Raw genomic sequence first — 21,038 nt, forward strand, 5'->3', positions numbered from 1 at the left:
AAAACAATGCATAAGTATTTAATGATATGTAATGCATATCCAACACTGGAAAACCTTTATGCGAACAGTTTTTTGCACAGAAGAGTAAAAGCTTATCAGCAAAAAGGTCTTGACGTTGATATTGTTGTTATTACAACAAAAGTATTGAAAGATAAATATTACGATGGTGTACACATTAAATACATGGATGAGTATCAGATTGCATCATTTCTTAAGGAAAATGATTACTCTACAGTGCTGTTTCACTTTATCAACCAAAAAATGTTTTACGGTATCAATCAGCTGGAGGAACAGGAGCGGCCCAACATAGTTGTTTGGCTCCACGGCTTTGAAGCTGAGGCGTGGCACAGAAGGTACTATAATTTTTTGGAAAGTATCAGTCAGCTCGATAATGCCCTGGAAAGAAAGGACACAGTTTTTCAGCCGCAAAAAGAATTTCTGCAAGATATTATGACACGCAAGGACGTAAATATTAAATTTATTTACGTTTCGCGCAGATTCAAAGAATTGTACGTAGATCCTTATGTCGGTGTGGTTCCGGATAATTATCACATCATTCATAATATTATCGATGATGAACTGTTTCAATATCATAAAAAATCTGCCGATGACAGATTAAAAATTTGTACTATACGACCATTCACGGCTAAAAACTATGCAAATGATATAACTGTTGATGTCATCAAACAATTAAGCAGGAAAAAATATTTCCACAAGCTTGAATTTAATATATACGGTGACGGGAAATTATTTAATGTTCTTACCAATCCTCTGACACAATTTGACAATGTGAATTTACACAAAGGATTTGTTAAACAAAATGACATTCCTGAAATTCATAAAAACCATGGCATTTATCTCGGTCCTTCCCGTCATGATTCTCAGGGTGTTTCGCTTGGTGAAGCTATGAGCAGTGGCCTAGTGCCGGTTACAAACAATATTGGCGGGATTCCGGAATTTATAACCCATAAAGAAACAGGAATGCTTGCATCAAGAGATAATGTAAATGAAATGGTAGAACATATAGAATTTATATATAAGCATGCACGCAAATTTAAAAAAATGAGCGAGAACGCAGCTGAAAGTATAAAACAGCAAGCCGGTCTCGATACTGTTATAAGTAAGGAAATTGAGGTGATTACTAATGGCTGGAGTTGATTGGGAAAAAGCGTATCATGATCTGGAAAATCATATCGAAGCTATAATGCGGGAAACCAGTGAATTGGTAAACAACGCGTCCCCAAAATTGAAATTAAATGAAGTTTATATAACGAAAACAAATACGCTCGATGTAATTATTGATGCTACTGGAGAAAAAATGGAATATGCAATTGATCTTATCGATCGCAAGGGAAAAATGGATACTGTTAAGACCGGGTATCAAAAATCGAATACATTTTCATTTGATATTCCTGACGGAAGATATTCAATTACAGCATATGCAAAAGAAAGTCAGAAAGATAACTCGAGAGTATTCGAAAAAACAACTGTAAATTTTAAACGGGTGTTTAAAGATGAATAAATTTTTTATGGAACTGGATGAAAACAATAATGGTCGGTCAGTAACGCTTGTTATTCAAAAGAACGAAGGAATCCAGAACGCATTTGCCCGTCTAGGCAGTTATGATATGGCTAAACAAATCGATTTAACAAAAATCGATGTTGCGAGTGTATGGGAAATAATCAATGACTTTCCCGAGAACGGCGAAGAAGCTACTTTTATTCTCAATGATATGCAGATTAATGAAACCCTTCTTAAAACTGCTGACAATATTCAGAATATAGATTTTAAAAATGATCTTTATCATCTGACGACAGGTGACCGGAATATTGATTTAATAGAAAAGTACAGACTGCTGAATATCAATGTTAAGCAAAAAAGTAAGACCTATGAGCTGGAAATCGTTGAAAGTCTACTGAGAGAGCACGACAAAAATAATGAAGTAATCAGCAATCTCCAAAGAGAAAACCAGCAACTGCAGTTTACAGGCGGAAGAGCTGACGATGATGATCTTGAAACAAGGTATTTAGATTTAATGGAAAAGTATAAACAGTCTCTAAACAGGCTGGAACAGCTGCGCAGCTCAAAACTTGGTAAACTGCAAGTTGCATACTGGAATAAGAAAAGAGGATATTAATGAAGGTAGTTAATAGAATCAATACAGCAGATGCAAACTCTCAGTATATAAACAGTGTAATATCTTCATTATCAGAGTTACATCCGGCGGGCCTGACTGTTATAAAGTATATTTCAAAACATGCTGCAAAAGCAGAACACAGTCCGGCTGAAAAGAGCTTGAATAATATGAATTTTGTACTTGTAACGGATAACTTATATGCATACGATGAGCTGAAGAAGACTTCTGATGATAATACTACTGTGGTGTACGGTACTGTTGAAGACGCAAAAGTTTATATAAAATATTCACATGTCATCATCATTGATGAGAACTTAACGGTTAAATTCCATCATGACGAACTGGATTTTAGCGAAGACAAAATTTATCTTACCGACATAGATGGAAACGATTCTTTAGATGCAAAAATTTATAAAAACTTTTTATCAGATAATCATATAGACAAGTATAATTTTGATTCTCCGATAATTGAAAAATTAATCAGAGAAACGAACTGTATTATTCCTTCGCATTTAATTTTTCATCACAGTTTTACAGATAATTTTTCATTTCGTTTCAATATCTGGATGTCAAATTTAATGGCAATTATTAATTTAAATGGAGAAATTGAGAAAACAGACACAATATGTGTGTATGGTGAACTGGAGCGAGGTATACCGAAAAGTTGTAATGAAGCAATAAAATGTGTTAAGTATATCGATAATAAAATTTCGAAACGTTATGACGAAAAAGTATCAGAAGTGCTGCAGTATTTTAATAAAATATTTACAGCGAATCTTAAAAATTATATCGATAAAGGGAATATCAGCAAAGAAAAACTTATTGAAGAAATGAAATCTATTGGTATTAAAAATATCTATTATTCTGCTTTGAACAAAGGCGATGCACGTAAACTGGTTTTAGCATATTGTTTCCCGCCATTCAATGACACAAGCGGCAACGTGATGGCAAAGCGAATATTTGAAACAGGGGATATTGTTGATGTGATTTCGAATGACATGAGTCGTATTAGAAAAAAAGATAATAAACTGCTTAATATTATGTCACATCTGCTTGATTCTCAAATCGTACTGACCGGCCCGCAAGCTTTCAGCAGCTGGGCGAGTATTGAAGAGTATATGCATGGTGTTTTTCATAAGTATAAACTTTATGAAGATAAATACGATGAAATTTATTCACGTGTAATGTTTCCGCATTCTCATTTTGCAGCATTCGAAATTAAAAAAGAAAACCCGGATATTAAATGGGTAGCGGAGTTTTCAGATCCTCTGTATACAGATGTTTCTTCGAATATAAGGTATGCACCAATAGAAGATGATGATTATATTGAGATGCTTAAAGAGTATACAGGAGAAGAGTACAGTCATTTGATTAACGACAATTCATTTAACGTATGTGAAGTAATCCCATTTTTGTATGCAGATGAACTCATATTTACAAATCACTATCAGATGAACTACATGCTGGAAAGATTCGATGATAAAATTAAGACTTTAGTAACTGGTAAAGCAGTTATCAGCCAGCATCCGACCTTACCGGAAGATATGTACAATATCGTAAAAACATTCTACAAAATTAACCAAGAAAAAATAAATATTGCTTACTTTGGGAACTTTTATGATACACGGGGATTCAGACAGATTGAATTAGTAGCCAAACAGCTGTATGAGGCAAATATAAATAACTTTAAAATACATGTGTTCACTAACCTTAATAAAAAAACGCTGAGATTTTATAAACAGAGCGATTTTAAAGAGTATATTGAAATGAATCAGTACGCTCCTTATTTTGAGTTTTTGAACTTAACTAATTTAATGGATATATTACTTATATTTGACGCTGAGACTGTTGGCATTAAACCATATAATCCATACGTACCTTCTAAATTGAGCGACTACAGGGGAAGTACAAGTAAAATCTGGGCGTTTACAGAAAAAGACAGTGTATTGGATTTAACTGAAGAAGATAATATATATACTGTCCAGCAGCGTGATTATTATAAATATGGTGAAACCATGAAGGAAATTTCAGAGCATATTGATAAACCGGTATACAATGCGGCTAATATTAAATGTTTAAATTAACACTGACTTGGAAGTGGGAAAATGACTTATAAAGTTAAAGTTGATAATGTTTCAAAAGTTTTTAATACAACCAGTAATAAAAAAAAGTTATGGAAAATATTATTTCCTTTTATGAATAAAGAACAGGAATACTACCATGCTCTAAAAAATGTTTCTTTTGAAGTGGAACCAGGGGATTCTGTTGGTATTGTAGGATTAAACGGTTCGGGCAAGTCCACTCTGTCGAATCTGCTCGGCGGAGTAACTGTACCATCTTCAGGAGAAATATATGTAGATGGCAAGCCATCACTGATTGCTATTTCAGCAGGTTTGAATATGGAGTTGACCGGTGAAGAAAACATTCATATGAAATGTCTGATGCACGGATTAAGCGAAAAAGAAATTGAGGAACGTTATGATGATATTGTGGCTTTCAGTGAACTTGAAGAATTTCTTAATCAGCCGATTAAATCTTATTCAAGCGGTATGATGTCGAGGCTTGGTTTTGCTATCGCTGTTCACACAGATCCTGATGTACTGATAGTGGACGAAGCCTTATCTGTCGGGGACGATACATTTGCGAGTAAATGTATCGCGAAGATGAAGGAATTCAGAGAACAAGGTAAAACTATATTCTTTGTCAGTCATTCTATTCCCCAAATACAGCAGATGTGCAATAAAGCGGCTTGGATCCACTTTGGCGAGCTGCGGGAATATGGAGACTGTATCCCTGTAGTAGGGCTGTATGCCCGTTTTGTAAGAGGTTATAATATAAAAGAGAAACACATTCAAAAACGTTATAAAAAAGCTATGATTGAAGGACAGAGAACTACAATATATCTGCCGGATAAAAATGAAACGAAATTTGGAATATGGAATAGTATGCTTTTAATGATTTTTTCAGTTATTGTAGTTATGATGGGATATTTGCAGGCAATACAATATCTATAAGGTGCTTATAAAATGAATAAATTAACTTATGAAGAATTAAAAGAAATAGCTTTGGAATCTTTGGAGAAAGAAGAAAGAGCCTTAAATGAACTTAAAAATATAGACAGGCAAATATCAGTTTTGAAAAATGAGAACGACAGATTAAACAGGCAGATAAAAAAATATCAAAGTTTTCTTCCTATTAAAGTAGGTTTGAAGATGAAAAAGTTTGTCAGAAAGTAGTGTATGAGTATGTCTAATTTAAAAATTAGAGAGCGATTAAAAGAAATAAATACAATTAAAAACTCAATACTTTCGGATGAAAAAGTTCAAGAGGAGACCAACTTTTTTCCTGTCAGTAATTTAGAGTATGGAATAAGTGTAATTATACCTGTTCATCGGGGAGAAAAATTTATCGAAAGCCTTATTGATTCTTTAAAAAAGCAGACTCTCGACAATAAATATTTTGAAGTGATATTTGTTTTTAATGGTGAATATAACAAGAGCAAGTCTTTGCTTGAGAAGATGCAAATAACTTTTAATCATAGGACTTTATATTCGAATCAGGGTGTTGGGATTGCCCGCAATATGGGGATTAACAATGCACAATATTCTTATATAACTTTTCTGGATGTAGATGATACATTATCTGCTGATTATTTATCAAATTCACTGTCAGAAGCAGAGCCCTATACTATATTATTAAACCAGCTGCATGAAATTGTAGAAACCAGGGATGATCATGGAAATAATGTGATTAATAAAGAACTGCTCAGACTTACTCAATATCCGAACAGCTATTTTGATGTAGGAAAGAATCTATCCTTAAACGGTGCCAAAGTAGTACCTACTAGTTTTTTACTGAACACACAGTTTAATGAAGAACTTAATAATGGAGAAGACGTGGTACTCTATGCAGCGCTTATAACAGAATATAAACCGATTATCAAAATAAATCAGCAAGCAGCTATTTACTACAGATATAAAGGCCAGGGAACCCTGTCTCGTGCTAAAATATCATTTCAATTTAATGTGATGGACAGAATTAACGTTATTGACGCCTTGCAGGATTTACTGAAATATGAAGATGATCTTGATGTAAGGAATTTAATTATAGACAGAATGCGTTCACAGGCATTGTTTATAAACAAATATTTGGATTTAAATATGGATGATTACGGCAGAGTGACAGACTTAATTAAATTCAAACAGGATGAGTTTTATCCCTATCAGCAGGTCAATAAAGATTTGGCAAAAACGTTATATATCAGCTATTGTTTCCCTCCTTTTGTCGATACAAGTGGCGTAGTGATGGCAAAACGTATTAATCAAGGGAAGCAGCCAGTGGATGTTGTTTTTAACGATATGACGGATGTCAGAGGGATAGATCCATCTCTTGAAGTCATTGCTAACCCATATATTGATACTAAATACATGATTAATACTGCTTCATCTTTTTCAAATGCTAACTATATTCAGTCATTTGTGGATAAGGTAAAAAAACGTGTGGAACTTTATAAGTACGATAAAATTTACAGTCGTGCGCTTTGGCCGGGATCACATATGGCAGCATTTGAATTTAAACAGGATAATAGCAATCTAATGTGGATTGCAGAGTTTTCGGATCCTATCTTGTATGATATTAAAAATCAGGAACGTAGAGCAGGTTATTTTACGGTTAAAGAAGTAAAAAAACTGAAGAAAAAAGTGCCTAAAAATTTCGAAGAATACATTAATGCTAATTTATTTAACATGTGTGAAGTACTTCCGTTTATTTTTGCAGATAAGATTATCTTCACTAATATTAATCAGCAGGAAGTCATGCTGGCACGTTTTAATAATGAATTTAAAAATATGGTTTATAAAAAATCAATTATTTCTCAGCATCCTTCACTGGATAAATATTATTATGATATCGATAAACAATACGTATCACTGGATCAGAAAGAATATAACATTGGTTATTTTGGGAATTTTTATGAGACAAGAAGCGCGTCAGATATTATAAATATTGCCAAAAAAATAAAAGAGAATAAAATTAATGCCAAACTTTATATATTTACAAACGATACTTCGAAAGTAAGAAGTCAGGTTATTACTCAGGGTGTTTCTGAAATCGTCCAAGTTAGCACATACCTAAAATATTTTGAATTTCTTAATGCTTCAAAAGAATTTGACTGTTTAATTTTAAGTGATGCGAATACAAAAGAGTATATGAAAAAGAATCCTTATTTAGCATCAAAGTACAGTGATTATATATCTTCTGGTACAGATATATGGTCACTGTATGAAGAAGGCAGTGTGCTAAGTGAAATTGTTAAAGATAATAATAATAACGTATTCGGCAGTGAATTGGGACATATTGAAGAAATAGAAAAAACTCTCTTTGAATTAATTAATAACAGTAAAAAAATTGAGTCCTGATATCAGGACTCAATTTTTTTATAATTCTTTCTCCATATATTTATGAGGAATACCTGCATCATCAAATTCATCAGATGAAACATGGTAACCGAGCTTTTCATAAAAGTTAAGCGCATGTACCTGCGCACCTAGCTTGGCTCGTGTATAGCCGTTTTCTTCTGCATGAATGTGAACGAAGTTCATGAGTGTATGACCGAGGTGCAGACCTCTTGCTATTTTTCTTACAGCCATGCGTTCTACTTTGATTAGACCGTCACCCATATCACGGTATCTGACTGTACCGAGTGGGCGGTCATCAAGAGTCAGGAGAATATTCACAGATTCTTTTTCATAATCATCGACTTCTAATTCCAGCGGCACGTTTTGTTCTTCAACAAAAACTTCTTTTCTAATTTCCAGACATTGGTTGTAATACTTTGGATCATCAGTTATTTTAAGTTCCATTTCATCACCTACATCGCATTTTTTCTTCGTATAATCGTATACTGCCAAAATACTTTAAGCTGTTCAATATTCCAGTAATCCATACCGAGTGATAGGGCGGGACGGGTGTTAAATTTAATATTGCTCGCTTCTGCCGCTGCCAGTGCAATGTACTGGATATGCGGCTTTAGCTTTTTAAATTCATCTGATAACCTGCCGTCATTTTGAATCCAGTCCAGCGGAAAAATATAATCAAAAATATTTACAACTTCATATATTTCAGGAATCGCAGTGATATAACAGGCAGCATCAACAGAAGGGTTGTTCTGTGATTCCGAAAAATAACTTCTCAGGGATAAATATAATTCTTTATGTTCGTGATTCATATAAAAGTAATCATTTTCAATTTTTGGCTGATTATTATTCTTAATCAGTTCTTCCAGATTATCCATCATTTCATGGATATTTGTCACTTTGTCATATGATTTTCTCAAAACAGCCACCTCCACTTAATTAATAATAATAACCATTATTCAGTGAATTGCTATTGCTGCCCTCGTAGTATTCATCTTCTGTTTCTGTACCATCATCATAGTAGCCATCATTCTGATTGTTGGTACCAGAACCGTCATTGTTATAATTCTCCCCCTGTGCCGGCTCTTCAGTGCTTTCACCCTGAGGTGCCTGGTTGCCCTGATTGAAGTCACCTTCTGTCGTATCTTCTAAATCGTTTTCACCTTCGACATCAGATTCTTCGTAATCAAACTCTTCAGTTTCAAAGCCGTCACCGTACGAGCTTTCATAACCTTCTTCAGCGAAGTAGGGCATTACTTCAGGCTGGTGTTCAGTGAGCATATAATCATCCATATATTCATAAGGTACAAGGTAATCTCCTAATCTCAGCTGCAGTAAATCGAACGGTTCAGAAGGTTCTATTTCCAGTATAGAGCGTATCGTATTTGAGAGAACAAATAAATGCTCATCATCTGCTCTGTAGAAATAAGCTCCGTTTCCTTGGTGCCAGTAATCTGTACCGCGCAGCTGGGTGGAATCAAAAGAGATATCGTTAAAAGCGTAATATGAAGCAAGCTGACGGATATCTTTAGATGTAAAGTTATGTCTGGTGTTATCCGCGACAACTTTAATTAAATCATCAATTTTACTTAAACCGCCGGATGATTTAACTTTGTTGAGTACAGCTTCCACGAGTTCCATCTGTCTGTTCCCGCGTCCTAAATCTGAATCGACCCGTCTGCTTCTGACGACAGCAAGCGCTTCTGCACCGCTCAGCTCCTGAACACCTTCAGAGAGTTTGATTCGGCCGTTGTCATCCTGATTCGGCTCATTCATATCAAAAGGCACATCGAATTCGACTCCGCCTACAGAATCTACAATATCCACTAAGCCTGCCATATTAATACGAACATAATAATCTACAGGAACATTTAGTAGTCTCTCGACAGCATCCATGGAAGCTGAAGGACCACCGTACATATGAGCGTGATTAATCTTATCAAAGTATTCTTCAGTTTTAAGGTAGGCTAGTGTATCTCTTGGGATATTAACTAATTTAACATCATCATTGTTCTTATCAAAGGTTGCAAGTATCATGCTGTCGGTGCGGAAATCATCGCCGCCTAAATGTTCTTTTTCGGCACGTGACTCGTTCTCATCAGTACCGAGAATTAAAACTGTAAAGCTGTCTTCCACTGTAGCGTCTTCTTTTCTTAAGTCCGATCTTTCTTTGTCAGTAGGTTCGTAGGAGCTGCTGACCCCTTCATCAAAAGTATTATAAAGACTGTAAATATAAATACCGGCACCAATTAAAATCAGCACCAGGACAATCACAATTGTCCATATTATTTTCTTCATCAATGTCATAGACCCATTTCTAGTTTAGATTTTAAAATGCATTAACTTCTATTATAATGTTAATAAGACATAATTTAAAACAATATATTAAAATACAGAGGGTTGCAAATGAAAAAGGTAACGATGTTCGTGTGGAATAATTTTGTGAATGATGCAAGGGTGCTGAGAGAAGCATCTGCGTTAGCTGATTTAAATTATACAGTAACAATAATTGCTAAGAAAGAACTGTCTGAAATGCATCTTCCTTCCAGTGAGAAAATCAGAAAGGGTGTAGTTGTCAACAGACCTCTGAAATTAGAATTTCCTGAAAAGATAACAGACAAGATTAAATCGTCTGTTATTACCAAGCATATACCAAATATGCTGCTAATGTTTAAAATGATAATGCTAGGTAGGAAATATAATACAGATGTGTATCATGCACATGACTTGAATACTTTAATTCAGGGAATCGTGAGCGCAAAACTCCGCATTAAGAGAAAGAAATTAATTTATGACTCTCATGAAGTACAGACAAGCCGGACGCATTACAACTTTGAAAAAATATACAGAATAGAAAAGCTACTGCTTAAATTTGTTGATAAAGTGATTGTAGAGAATGACACACGAGCAGATTACCATAATGATTTATACAGCAAACGTCCGACGCCTATCCATAACTACTCTGAACTGTATAATATTGAGGAAGTTACCGCTTTTCCTTTGAGAGAAACATATAATATTTCTAGGAATACAAAAATTGTACTGTATCAGGGCGGTATGCAGGAAGGCAGAGGGCTGTTTAAATTGCTGGAGGCTTTTTCAAATGTAGAAAATGCAGTTCTGTTTATGATTGGTGATGGTAAAGAAAGACAAAACTTACTTGCTTACCATGAGGAACTTGGACTCGAAAATAAAGTTATTTTTATAGAGCGTGTTCCTTATAGGGATTTAAGGAAGTATACTAAAGCCGCAGACATAGGCATTCAATTTTTAGAAAACACCAATTTCAATCATTATTCTGCGTCTTCTAATAAGCTGTTCGAATATATTATGGCACATGTACCGGTAATAGGCTCGAAACTGCCGGAAATAAAACAGGTTATTGAGAATGAAAACGTCGGCTTAACGGTCGAAGAAGGTAATACTGAAGAATTGACAAGTGTGTTAAACAAGCTGCTTAATGATGACCAGCTGAGACTAAGTTTAAGAAAGAATACTGAGTCAGCAAAATATAAGTATAATTGGGAAAATGAAAAAAAAGTATTGAAAGAATTATATACAGAATTTTAATTTTCATTGCCATGTCAACTTTGATATAATTAATAAGTATTTTAAATTGTACTATATAAGAAGGTAAGTTAAGGTGACTTATGAAAATATTACTGATCACACAAAATTTTTATCCGGAAATAGGTTCCGGGGCAAATAGATTAAAGAATTTGTATATTCAATTATCTAAAAGTCACGATGTCGAGGTACTAACCACACCTCCGTCGTATCCTAATGCAAAAATGTATGATGAGGACAAATACTGGAGCAATAAACAAATAGATCATTCAAAAGATATAATGAGATTCAAAATGAGAGCGGATAAGCAGAGTAAATCGATGGTATTTCGTTTATTATATTATTTTGAACTTGCTTACAAGGTTCGCGTGTATGTAAAAAAATATCAGCATCTGTATGATGTTGTGTATGTTACGTCACCAAATATATTTCTCCCATGGGCTGCTTTTTTTCAGAAGAGAAAGAAAGATGTCCAGCGTATTTTAGAAGTGCGAGATTTATGGCCAGACAGTGTCCGTGATGTTGAGAAGATGAATATCGAGTTATTTTTCCCTATCTTAAAATTCATGGAAAAGATGATGTATAAACAATCCGATAAAATAGTTATTAACAATGAAGGGTTTAGAGAATACATAAAACGAATGGTCAAGAATAAACCTGTTTTATTTTTACCGAATGCATTTACTGAAAAAGAAACTAGGTTTGAAGATGTTCCTGATGAATTCCAAGTTATCTATACCGGGAATATCGGTTTTGCACAAAGTTATGAAAAACTGCAAGAAATGGCTCATAAACTTGAAGAGAATAAAATTAATTTTAAAATTATTGGTTATGGTATGAATGCTCACTTATTCCATTCGTATATTGAATACAAAGACTTTAAGTATGTAACTTTTGAAGAAGAAAAAACCAGGGAAGAATGTCTGGTTGAAATACGGAATTCAAATATCCAGCTCTCTATTTTAAAAGACAGTGAGGTATTTCTTAATGTATTACCCGGTAAAGTGATTGATGGCATCGCATCAGGTGTGCCGGTTGTAACAAACTTAGGCGGCTATACAAGTGAATTGATTAATGAATACCATGTTGGCTATGCTAAAGAAAAAGCAACAGCTGATGATCTTGCAGATGCAATTAAAAGAATTAAAGAGGATAAAATGTTAGAGAGTAATATGCGTAATAATTCGAGGAACTTACTTGACTCCCATTTTTTATGGGAAAATAATATAGAGAAATTGGAAAATTTTCTAATTAAAGAAGAGTTTAAGTAATGTTAGAATTGCTTAAGCTCTTTTTAATTTTATAACAATCGATTTTGATTTAAAATTAGTATATTATAAAGGAAACATATTTATAATTCTTAGGGGTATTAAAAATGAATGAAATAAGGAATAAACTAATTAAAATGATCCCTCGTAGTATGAGAATTTTAACTCGTAAAGTATATTTACGTGATGTGACAGAATATGAAACTTACTTCTCTATAAATTTAATTTTGAAAAGGTTTTATCATATCAACTTAAAAGAAAAAATAAACGTAATCTTAATAAGCAGTGAACATACTGAAGTCCTTGATTTTGCTTTGGAAAAAAATATTCTATCTATCAAGTTAACACCTGACATATTATCACAACTAGAAAGTAATTCTTCAATTAATATCACAGTTGAAGAAAAGCATATGATTATCGAGCAACAAGAAAATATACAGGAAAAAACTTCTTTCGTAAAAGATGGAAATTATTATAATATTTCAGCAAACGGAGTACTGCAACTGGAACGTTTATTTTCAGAATATACATTCAATGAATCATATATGTATGCTGATGAAATCCAAACTTCATATGAATGTTTAGAAATTTCTTTCTATGATAATTTTAATTTAAACGGATACGGCTTGGCATTGTTATATCCTAATAAAATCATTGCGCTTGATAGTACAAGGGCTGGTACAATACTAAAGACTAATGATTTCAAGAATGTTACGATGGGCAGAGCGGCAGTTTATGTTGTTAAAGGTTTTGAAATGACACCGGTGAAACTGAGCATCAATGAAATGAATTTAATCACTCAGGAGCATAATCTGAAGTTTTTAAGCGAAAGTCATGAATTATATGCATATATAGAAAATCATGAAATTGAGATGACCGCTGTCAAGGCAGAAGTCATCGAAGACAATGTAACGATGAGAATGGCCTACAGTGAAAATTTCGAAATTAAACATTTTGTTGTATCAGATACTGTTTCAGAGGAGGAAACGTTGTTCAAGGTGAACAGCTCCCGGCCGGGTGAGTTTGAAACGGAAATTCCTTTGAGTACACTGGTCGACAGTTTTTCGCGCAAGAAATTTAAACTGATTACTGTTGGTGACGAACCGCTTACACTTCAGCCAAATGTGGGTTACCTGGAAGAATTAGGTTTCGGCGAACGTCTCGTTATTAACTACCAGCACGAAAATATTAAGATGTGGTTCTATAGAAGAAAGGATACAGCGCTTGGTTTTAAGGTGACGCGGCCCCGCATTCGGAGACAGGTGACCCGAATTGAAGGTTTTAATCTCGAAGGCTTTATAAAAGGGCGCGAAAATTTTTCTGGCTGCAGTACTTATATGATTTTTGAAGACCGCTACAGTAAAGAAGCTGTCCAGTTGCTGATTGACGAAGATTTTGTCATTGATTTAACCAAGCTGGATTTAAAATCAATTAAGAGCAAAGATAAAACTATAATAGACGTGTTTATTGCAATGATTAGCGAAGAAGGGGAAACGGTACGGAAAGAAAAAATAAAATATAAATTTTCCGATTATAAAAAAGACAATTATTACGGCAGCCATTCGGAAAAAAGCGGTGAGAGAAATGTCCATTATCATTTAATCACGACGACTCCGTTTGATAACCTGAAAATAGAAACATTTACTATCCCGACTGAAATAACAATTCCTGATAACGCTGTGGAGAAAGATTATAATACATGGCTGGTCGGAGAACGTTACGATACTGCCCAGGACAACGGCTACGCTTTCTATAAGTATTTAAAAGAAAATACCGATGTCAATGCTTATTATGCAATTGAAAGCAGTGCTCTCGATTATGAAAAGATAAAATCGGATCCGCATGTACTGCCTTTCGGTTCAGATAAACATTTTGAAGTTGCACTTAAAGCAGGTGTTCTGCTTGGCACGCACGACCTTGAAAATCTGCTGCCTTACAAACCTGCGAGAGGCTTTTTCAACTATGAGGATACAGTAAGAGTATTTCTGCAGCATGGTGTACTCGGCCGTAAAAGAGTAGAGTATCATAAAAAGTATTATGATCTGCCTTTCGACTTATTTATCGTCAGCAGTGATCCTGAAAAATATGATGTTGTCATGAGAAAGCTCTGCTATGACGAGGAAGACGTTGCGGTCACCGGACTCGCACGCTTCGACTCGCTTCCCCGGGGTAATAAAACTAAAGACATCCTGCTTATGCCGACATGGCGGGACTGGATAAATACAGATGAAGCGTTTCTGACGAGCCAGTACTTCCATAATTATAACGGACTGATTCATAACGAACGTCTGATTAAAATACTGGAAGATAATGATGTGCAGCTGAACTTTTACCCGCATTACAGAGCACAGATGTATTTTAACGATGAAATATTGAATCCGAGCAGCAATATTAAATTTATCCAGCTCGGTACGAGAACAGTACAGGAGCTCCTGATTGACCACTCACTGTTAATTACGGATTATTCCAGTGTCAGCTTTGACTTTACGCTGATGAATAAGCCGGTCATCTACTATCATTTTGATGTCAGAAAGTTTTTCAGACAGGGAAAACTCCGGCCATTATTCCAAACATTCATCGGAGATATTGCACGGACTGAAGATGATTTAATCGATTTGATTGAAAGTCAGATTAAGCTCAACTTTAAATCGGAACAGCCTGATATTTCAGGTATATTTAAATATCAGGATCATCATAATTCAGAACGGATATATAACAGCGTAAAAGAAAAAATAAAAGGAAGAATAGATTATTAAAAGCAGCCGTCCGGAAGTCCGGACGGCTGCTTTTAAATACTGTATATATATTCTATCAATTTTTCGCTCGCCCGGCCGCTGGAGTATTTGTTCCACTGCTTGTTAAAACTTGCGATTTTCTCTAAGTCAAAATCGTTTTCCTCGAGGGCTGTAATAATATCTGCAGTTTGATAAGCCACCGGTCCCGGCATATAGGTTTCATAGTTGAACCAGATACCGCGGGATTCTTCATATTTCTTTAAGTCGTATGGAAAAAATATCATCGGCTTGTTTAAAATTGAAAATTCAAAAGGTATCGAGGAATAATCTGTAATGAGCACATCCGCAGCTGCGAGCAGTGAGTTTATCTCGTATTTTCCGGAAACATCCGTTACGAATTCGCTATTATTAAAACCTGAAAGCTTTACTGCCGGATGAAGTTTTAACAAAAGATGATATTCTCCGCCGAGCTTTTTTCTCATCAGATCGATATTCAGATGAATTTTGTCTGTATCAAACTGATTGTCACGAAATGTAGGAGCATAGAGCAGCGCTTTTTTGTCTTTAAGTACAGGCATGGTACTGCGTACTACTTCGGCTTCGGCCTCAATTTTATCCATATTGTAAAAGAAATCGGTTCTCGGCACACCGGTTTTGAGTATCCGGCTGTCATCAGCACCGAACGCTTCTTTGAAAATATACGCCATTTCATCAGAACTTACCGTTATATGGTGAAAGCGGCTGTATACTTTTTTAAAACGTTTGTGCGCGCTGTCCGGCCGGTTTTTAATTGTTTTGTCTCTGAATCCGAAATACTTTACAGCTCCGTTAGCATGCCAGACTTGAGTGCATCTTACTGACGGACGGAAATTACAGGCAGCGAGCACGATGTGATAGTTATCGACAAAAACATACCGGGCTGTTGCCAGATGATATATTCCCCTTATAAAAGAAAAGGTACTGCGGGGAGTAAAATCTGTAATGTTTTTTTGGCTGACGGCCTCAAATTGTTTTTTGCAGCGGGGTTCCTTTAAGATAAAAATTTCCGATGAGGTCTGATTTTTAACTTCCCCGATGACATATTCGATATTGTCGCCGAAGGATGCAAGCATTACCGTTTTATCTTGGAGGGGCAGGAGATTAAATAACTTAAAAACAGTCCCCGACAGAAGCAGAAAAAACTGGATGACTGCTTCTTTAGCCATTATTGTTTTTCAGCTCATCTTTAATTTTTGTAGTTGATATGCCGCTTGTTCTCGGCAGATAGACAACTTCGCAATATTCTTTCAGAAAATCAAATTCACCTTCCCAGTCGCTGCCCATAACAAAAGTATCGATGTTATATTTTTGTACGTCGCCGGTCTTCTGGCCCCATGTATCTTCGCCGATAACTTCATCGACATATCTGATAGCTTCCAGTATTTGTTTTCTTTCTTCGAATGAATGATAAGCCTCTTTATGTTTGAGCATATTGAACTCATCGGTTGATACTGCAACGATTAAATAATCTCCGAGCGCCTTGGCGCGTCTCAATATATTTATATGCCCTGTGTGCAGCAGATCGAATGTACCGTAAGTGATTACTTTTTTCATGTTAATTTGCCTCCGTTAAAGCATTATTATACTGTTTTGTAGTATTATGAATTATAGCATAAAATAATTATAAAAACTTCGCAGGTGTGGTGGATATGAAAATCATTAAAATATTAGCTTTAAAATTATATAAAATATTATTCTGGTTATGCGGAAAATCTTTTAACAAAGATCATTCGCTGATTATTTTCGAAAGTTTTCTCGGAAAACAGTTCAGTGATAATCCGCGCGCCCTATATGAATACATGACGATTCATTATCCGGAATACAGATTTTTATGGAGTGTGGACAAGCGGTATACTGAAGTGTTTGAACGCCATGATGTGCCTTATATTAAAAGATTCTCGTTCAGCTGGATGATCTATATGAATAAGGCAGCATTGTGGATTTCAAACAGCAGAATGCCTCTCTGGATTCCAAAGCCGAAAGGCACGACGTATTTACAGACCTGGCACGGTACACCTTTGAAAAAGCTCGCTGTAGATATGGATGAAGTACATATGCCCGGTACTGATACTGAGAATTATAAAAAAAACTTTACCCGGGAATCGGCAAAATGGGATTTTCTAATCTCGCCGAATGAGTATTCGAGTGAAATATTTAAAAGAGCATTTCAATTTGACGGGGAAATGCTGGAAACAGGTTACCCGAGAAATGATTTTCTTTTTACGAACAGCGATGAGGAAGCCATTAATAATCTGAAAAAAGATTTGAATCTGCCGGAAGATAAAAAAATAATTTTGTATGCTCCGACTTGGCGCGATGATTCATACCACGCGAAAGGCAGATATAAATTCAATCTCGAATTCGATATGAAACAAATGTATGAAAATTTGTCTGATGAATACATTATTATATTAAGACTGCATTATCTAGTAAGCGAGAACCTCGATATAAGTGGATATGAAGGCTTTATTTATGATTATTCAAACTACGAGGAAATCAGAGATTTGTATGTTGTTTCGGACATGCTGATTACAGACTACTCATCGGTATTTTTCGATTATGCGAACTTGGGACGTCCGATGATTTTTTATGTTTATGATATTGATAATTACCGCGACAAGCTCCGGGGATTTTATTTTGACTTTGAAAGAAAAGCGCCCGGTCCGCTTGTCACTGCGACAGATGAACTTCTGCAAGCAATTAAAAAGACGGAAACTGAAAACTTTAACGAAATATACAATACTGAAGAATTCCGCAGCAGATTCGGTGCACTTGAAGATGGCAAAGCGTCACAGCGTGTAGCCGATGAAGTTATTTGTTATTTAGGAAGTAAACTTGTATAATTCATCATTGATGAAAATTTGAGGTTGTGAGTAACTTATGAGATCCATGTGGAAGGTATTACAAGAACAGATTGCTCATTTTTATTTGGTAAGGCGTCTGTCGATATACGATATAAAAAGTAAGAACCAGAATAACTATCTCGGGATAGTCTGGGAAGTTCTGACGCCGGTCATCAGTATTCTTATCTACTGGTTTGTATTCGGTACATTGCGCTCACGCGCACCGATTGAAATGGATGGCATGGAAGTGCCTTTCTTCTTCTGGCTGTTTATAGGTTTTGTCGTTTGGACTTTCTTTTATCAGGCCAGTATAGAAGCATCCAAATCGATATATACACGTCTTAAGATGCTGTCAAAAATGAATTTCCCTTTAAGTGTAATACCTAATATTCCGATATTTTCCAAGTTTTATACGCATTTAATCATGCTTACCATTGCTTTTATTGTGTTTCAGTTTGCGGGTTATTACGTCAGCGTGTACTTTATACAAATTCCTTATTTTATTTTTGCAACCTACGTGCTGGTATATTCATTTGCGCTGATTACATCGACGCTGTCAACACTGATCCGCGATGTGCATCTGGTACTTAATTCATTGCTCCGCATGCTGCTGTATTTATCGGGTGTGCTGTGGCCGCTGTCGATGCTCTCGGACTTCCCGAAGCTCGTAGTAATTATGCAATTAAATCCGCTGGTATATTTAATTGAAGGATACCGCGCTGCATTTTTCGGTACAGAATGGTTCCTCGTTACCGAATGGAAATATTCTTTATATTTCTGGGGCCTCATGCTCGTGATGCTGTTTATCGGCTCGGTGCTGCACATTAAATTCAGACGTAATTTTATCGATTACTTATAATGGGGTTTGAAAATGACAAAAGCTATTATTACTAAAAATGTCGTGAAAAAATATAAACTGTACGAAAATCAAAAAGAGCGCATGCTTGATCTGATCAGTCCGAAAGGGCACGGAGATGATTTTTTTGCGCTGAACGGTGTAAACTTTGAAGCGGATAAAGGCGATGTAGTCGGATTTATCGGTATTAACGGCTCAGGTAAATCAACGCTGTCTAATATTATTGCAGGCATCGTTCCTGAAACGAGCGGCGAAGTCCAGGTTAACGGACAGCCTGCGCTTATCGCAGTTGCAGCAGGCCTGAATGATGATTTAACAGGCCGCGATAATATTGAACTGAAATGTTTAATGCTCGGTTTTTCTAAAGATGAAATCAAAGAACTAGAGCCCGAAATCATTGAATTTGCAGAACTTGAAAACTTTATCGATCAGCCGGTGAAGTCCTACTCGAGCGGGATGAAGTCAAGGCTCGGCTTTGCTATCAGCGTTAAAGTCGACCCAGATATTTTAATTATTGATGAAGCATTGTCGGTCGGCGACAGAGCTTTTGCAGACAAAAGCCTGAAGAAAATGCTCGAATTTAAAGACCAGGGGAAGACGATGATTTTCGTCAGCCACTCCATCGGGCAGATGAAAACCTTCTGTGATAAAATTCTGTGGCTTGAATTCGGCCGTGTTAAAGCGTTTGGCGAAGTGAAAGATGTACTGCCGCTGTACGAAGCATTTCTTTTGAAATGGCAGAATATGCAGAAGGATGAAAGAGACTCATACAGGGCGAAGATAATGTCGAAAGACCCGGCTGAAAACAAATATAAAAAGCTTGGGGATTTGATGGTCCTGGATGATGATGAAGAACTCGAAACATCTCACACTTATTCAGTCCGTCCGGTCAGCAGGCTGGCGCATTTAAAAGCATATACGACATATATATACAGCTCTCCGAATGAAGAAGAAGGTAAAACAGATGCACAGCATTTGAAGAACAAAGTATATTACGTTAAAAGAGAAGCGACATACCAGTTTGAGAACTATTACCTGCTGAGTACAAAACCAAGTGGTGAAGAAGGTGTTGTAGGCTGGATCAGAGGAATTGAAACATCTTCGCATGTGCATACATTGGTGGACAATGACAAAAAAACATTTTATTTAAAAGGGCGCGGTTATGCATCAAGTAAACCGTGGGGCGGAAAACGTCAGTATATTCATGAATCACTGGAAAATCATGGCGACCTGTCCTTTAATGCAGACGAAACCGTTCTGGTTGGCAACAATATCTGGTATAGAGGCGTTATTGAAGGAGAAAATAAACCGGTATGGATACACAGCAACAATGTTGTGAGGGATACTGAAGAACTTAATGATAATGAAGATGTTTAAGAGGTGCTCTGCACCTCTTAATTTATTTCATATAACGTTTCCAGCGATGTAAAAAATCCATCGGCGCCGATTTCTATCAGTCTGTCAGCTTCTTTTTGGCTTTTTACAGTATACGGGTACACTTTTAAATTGTACTTGTGGCATTCTTCAATAAAAGCGGCATCGGTAATTTTTTTATTAGGATGCACACTGACAGCATTAAGACCGGTCATGTTTACATACTTTCCGGTATTAATCATCGGGTAATGCATCAGAAAACCAAGCCTAATATCCGGATTGCATTCGGCAATCCGCAGAAGAGCTGTATGGTCAAATGATGAAACGATAATATTTTCGAGATTATAATATTGATTCGCAAGGTCTGCGACCTGTTTTTCTATCCCGGCATGGGGGACAGGAGAATTTTTAATTTCAATATTAAGGAGAAGATCTTCAGGCATAGACTGAAGGATTTTTTGTAAAGACGGAATTTTGGCACCGGCGAATTCAGCATTAAAATATTTACCGACATCTATAGTCTGAAGCTCGTCAAAAGTATACTGGTTAACAGCGAGTTTCGCATCCTTATTATAGCGCTTCAGCTTATAGTCATGCACGACGACCGGCACTTCGTCTTTCGTCAGCTGAACATCCAGTTCAATTGCACGTGCACCGTGTTCAACCGCTGTTCTAAATGCGGCTTCCGTGTTTTCCGGGGCGATGGACTCAGCACCGCGGTGGGCAAACACAATAACCATAAAATTCACTCCAATTTTAATTAAACTTTAATACTTGTAGTGTAACATTCCAAAGTAAAGAAAT

Annotated in this window: 19 protein-coding genes; 13 read left to right on the top strand and 6 right to left on the bottom strand. The window is 35.9% G+C overall.

Features of this window, described 5'->3' with window-relative positions:
• The first annotated feature begins 6 nt into the window (after positions 1-6).
• From DFR63_RS11330 to DFR63_RS11360, 7 genes are read left to right on the top strand one after another with little or no spacing between them, the layout of a single operon-like run.
• Positions 7-1,158, top strand: coding sequence for a glycosyltransferase family 4 protein (locus DFR63_RS11330; protein ID WP_115886060.1), 1,152 nt, complete (start codon positions 7-9; stop codon positions 1,156-1,158).
• On the top strand, positions 1,145-1,522 hold the full coding sequence (locus DFR63_RS11335; protein WP_115886061.1) for a hypothetical protein: 378 nt from the start codon (positions 1,145-1,147) through the stop codon (positions 1,520-1,522). The genes DFR63_RS11330 and DFR63_RS11335 overlap by 14 nt, the downstream gene beginning before the upstream one ends.
• The gene (locus DFR63_RS11340) at positions 1,515-2,138 is read left to right on the top strand and encodes a hypothetical protein (protein ID WP_115886062.1); all 624 of its coding nucleotides are present in this window, start codon (positions 1,515-1,517) and stop codon (positions 2,136-2,138) included. Before DFR63_RS11335 ends, DFR63_RS11340 begins: the two co-directional genes overlap by 8 nt.
• Entirely contained in the window at positions 2,138-4,222 is a 2,085-nt protein-coding gene (locus tag DFR63_RS11345; protein WP_115886063.1) for a hypothetical protein, read from the top strand. The genes DFR63_RS11340 and DFR63_RS11345 overlap by 1 nt, the downstream gene beginning before the upstream one ends.
• 21 nt (positions 4,223-4,243) lie before the next feature.
• Positions 4,244-5,152 (top strand): ABC transporter ATP-binding protein, encoded by a 909-nt coding sequence (locus DFR63_RS11350; protein ID WP_115886064.1) that lies wholly within the window; start codon positions 4,244-4,246, stop codon positions 5,150-5,152.
• 12 nt (positions 5,153-5,164) lie between these two features.
• Positions 5,165-5,374 (top strand): hypothetical protein, encoded by a 210-nt coding sequence (locus DFR63_RS11355; protein ID WP_035807796.1) that lies wholly within the window; start codon positions 5,165-5,167, stop codon positions 5,372-5,374.
• Positions 5,375-5,383: 9 nt separating this feature from the next.
• Positions 5,384-7,555, top strand: coding sequence for a glycosyltransferase (locus DFR63_RS11360; protein ID WP_162842352.1), 2,172 nt, complete (start codon positions 5,384-5,386; stop codon positions 7,553-7,555).
• 18 nt (positions 7,556-7,573) lie between these two features.
• Here the strand turns inward: DFR63_RS11360 and DFR63_RS11365 are convergent, their stop codons facing one another.
• From DFR63_RS11365 to DFR63_RS11375, 3 genes are read right to left on the bottom strand one after another with little or no spacing between them, the layout of a single operon-like run.
• Positions 7,574-7,999 carry a GNAT family N-acetyltransferase gene (locus tag DFR63_RS11365; RefSeq protein ID WP_115886066.1) on the bottom strand — a complete coding sequence of 142 codons (426 nt, stop codon included), beginning with the start codon at positions 7,997-7,999 and terminating at the stop codon, positions 7,574-7,576.
• Between the two features lie 8 nt (positions 8,000-8,007).
• Positions 8,008-8,481 carry a DUF2538 family protein gene (locus DFR63_RS11370; RefSeq protein ID WP_245954184.1) on the bottom strand — a complete coding sequence of 158 codons (474 nt, stop codon included), beginning with the start codon at positions 8,479-8,481 and terminating at the stop codon, positions 8,008-8,010.
• 10 nt (positions 8,482-8,491) lie between these two features.
• The gene (locus tag DFR63_RS11375; protein WP_115886068.1) at positions 8,492-9,850 is read right to left on the bottom strand and encodes an LCP family protein; all 1,359 of its coding nucleotides are present in this window, start codon (positions 9,848-9,850) and stop codon (positions 8,492-8,494) included.
• A gap of 108 nt (positions 9,851-9,958) precedes the next feature.
• On the opposite strand from DFR63_RS11375, the gene DFR63_RS11380 reads away from it, so the two are divergent.
• The 3 genes from DFR63_RS11380 to DFR63_RS11390 all read left to right on the top strand — a co-directional run bounded on the left by DFR63_RS11380 (position 9,959) and on the right by DFR63_RS11390 (position 15,143).
• Positions 9,959-11,122, top strand: coding sequence for a glycosyltransferase (locus tag DFR63_RS11380; protein WP_115886069.1), 1,164 nt, complete (start codon positions 9,959-9,961; stop codon positions 11,120-11,122).
• Positions 11,123-11,202: 80 nt separating this feature from the next.
• A complete protein-coding gene (locus tag DFR63_RS11385) occupies positions 11,203-12,390 on the top strand; it encodes a glycosyltransferase family 4 protein (RefSeq protein ID WP_115886070.1) in 1,188 nt (395 codons plus the stop codon).
• A gap of 104 nt (positions 12,391-12,494) precedes the next feature.
• Positions 12,495-15,143, top strand: coding sequence for a CDP-glycerol glycerophosphotransferase family protein (locus DFR63_RS11390; protein ID WP_115886071.1), 2,649 nt, complete (start codon positions 12,495-12,497; stop codon positions 15,141-15,143).
• A 32-nt stretch (positions 15,144-15,175) separates the two neighbouring features.
• Here DFR63_RS11390 and DFR63_RS11395 read toward each other — a convergent pair whose 3' ends face one another.
• Positions 15,176-16,327, bottom strand: a complete 1,152-nt coding sequence (locus DFR63_RS11395) for a CDP-glycerol glycerophosphotransferase family protein (protein WP_115886072.1) — start codon at positions 16,325-16,327, stop codon at positions 15,176-15,178.
• Positions 16,320-16,715 (bottom strand): glycerol-3-phosphate cytidylyltransferase, encoded by a 396-nt coding sequence (gene tagD / locus DFR63_RS11400; protein ID WP_115886073.1) that lies wholly within the window; start codon positions 16,713-16,715, stop codon positions 16,320-16,322. Before tagD ends, DFR63_RS11395 begins: the two co-directional genes overlap by 8 nt.
• A gap of 95 nt (positions 16,716-16,810) precedes the next feature.
• Here tagD and DFR63_RS11405 point away from each other — a divergent pair, with 95 nt between their 5' ends.
• The 3 genes from DFR63_RS11405 to tagH are packed head-to-tail and all read left to right on the top strand — an operon-like array spanning position 16,811 to position 20,237.
• On the top strand, positions 16,811-18,004 hold the full coding sequence (locus DFR63_RS11405) for a CDP-glycerol glycerophosphotransferase family protein (protein ID WP_115886074.1): 1,194 nt from the start codon (positions 16,811-16,813) through the stop codon (positions 18,002-18,004).
• 37 nt (positions 18,005-18,041) lie between these two features.
• Positions 18,042-18,863: an ABC transporter permease gene (locus tag DFR63_RS11410; RefSeq protein ID WP_115886075.1), complete on the top strand. Its 822-nt coding sequence runs from the start codon at positions 18,042-18,044 to the stop codon at positions 18,861-18,863.
• Positions 18,864-18,875: 12 nt separating this feature from the next.
• Positions 18,876-20,237 carry a teichoic acids export ABC transporter ATP-binding subunit TagH gene (tagH, locus tag DFR63_RS12035; protein WP_115886076.1) on the top strand — a complete coding sequence of 454 codons (1,362 nt, stop codon included), beginning with the start codon at positions 18,876-18,878 and terminating at the stop codon, positions 20,235-20,237.
• Between the two features lie 17 nt (positions 20,238-20,254).
• On the opposite strand, the gene DFR63_RS11420 is transcribed toward tagH, so the two are convergent.
• The gene (locus DFR63_RS11420) at positions 20,255-20,974 is read right to left on the bottom strand and encodes a glycerophosphodiester phosphodiesterase (RefSeq protein WP_115886077.1); all 720 of its coding nucleotides are present in this window, start codon (positions 20,972-20,974) and stop codon (positions 20,255-20,257) included.
• Positions 20,975-21,038 lie beyond the last annotated feature (64 nt).

Origin of the sequence: Jeotgalicoccus halotolerans (assembly GCF_003387165.1) — a bacterium.
Classification (GTDB): Bacteria; Bacillota; Bacilli; order Staphylococcales; family Salinicoccaceae; genus Jeotgalicoccus; species Jeotgalicoccus halotolerans.

Bases quoted from the DNA above. Each gene is read 5' to 3' on its own strand.
- DFR63_RS11335 (WP_115886061.1), top strand. From the start codon at position 1,145: ATGGCTGGAGTTGATTGGGAAAAAGCGTATCATGATCTGGAAAATCAT.
- tagH (WP_115886076.1), top strand. From the start codon at position 18,876: ATGACAAAAGCTATTATTACTAAAAATGTCGTGAAAAAATATAAACTG.
- DFR63_RS11365 (WP_115886066.1), bottom strand. From the start codon at position 7,999: ATGGAACTTAAAATAACTGATGATCCAAAGTATTACAACCAATGTCTG.
- DFR63_RS11375 (WP_115886068.1), bottom strand. From the start codon at position 9,850: ATGAAGAAAATAATATGGACAATTGTGATTGTCCTGGTGCTGATTTTA.
- DFR63_RS11420 (WP_115886077.1), bottom strand. From the start codon at position 20,974: ATGGTTATTGTGTTTGCCCACCGCGGTGCTGAGTCCATCGCCCCGGAA.
- DFR63_RS11395 (WP_115886072.1), bottom strand. From the start codon at position 16,327: ATGGCTAAAGAAGCAGTCATCCAGTTTTTTCTGCTTCTGTCGGGGACT.
- DFR63_RS11405 (WP_115886074.1), top strand. From the start codon at position 16,811: ATGAAAATCATTAAAATATTAGCTTTAAAATTATATAAAATATTATTC.
- DFR63_RS11360 (WP_162842352.1), top strand. From the start codon at position 5,384: ATGTCTAATTTAAAAATTAGAGAGCGATTAAAAGAAATAAATACAATT.
- DFR63_RS11385 (WP_115886070.1), top strand. From the start codon at position 11,203: ATGAAAATATTACTGATCACACAAAATTTTTATCCGGAAATAGGTTCC.
- DFR63_RS11345 (WP_115886063.1), top strand. From the start codon at position 2,138: ATGAAGGTAGTTAATAGAATCAATACAGCAGATGCAAACTCTCAGTAT.
- DFR63_RS11355 (WP_035807796.1), top strand. From the start codon at position 5,165: ATGAATAAATTAACTTATGAAGAATTAAAAGAAATAGCTTTGGAATCT.
- DFR63_RS11390 (WP_115886071.1), top strand. From the start codon at position 12,495: ATGAATGAAATAAGGAATAAACTAATTAAAATGATCCCTCGTAGTATG.
- DFR63_RS11410 (WP_115886075.1), top strand. From the start codon at position 18,042: ATGAGATCCATGTGGAAGGTATTACAAGAACAGATTGCTCATTTTTAT.
- DFR63_RS11380 (WP_115886069.1), top strand. From the start codon at position 9,959: ATGAAAAAGGTAACGATGTTCGTGTGGAATAATTTTGTGAATGATGCA.
- tagD (WP_115886073.1), bottom strand. From the start codon at position 16,715: ATGAAAAAAGTAATCACTTACGGTACATTCGATCTGCTGCACACAGGG.
- DFR63_RS11340 (WP_115886062.1), top strand. From the start codon at position 1,515: ATGAATAAATTTTTTATGGAACTGGATGAAAACAATAATGGTCGGTCA.
- DFR63_RS11350 (WP_115886064.1), top strand. From the start codon at position 4,244: ATGACTTATAAAGTTAAAGTTGATAATGTTTCAAAAGTTTTTAATACA.
- DFR63_RS11330 (WP_115886060.1), top strand. From the start codon at position 7: ATGCATAAGTATTTAATGATATGTAATGCATATCCAACACTGGAAAAC.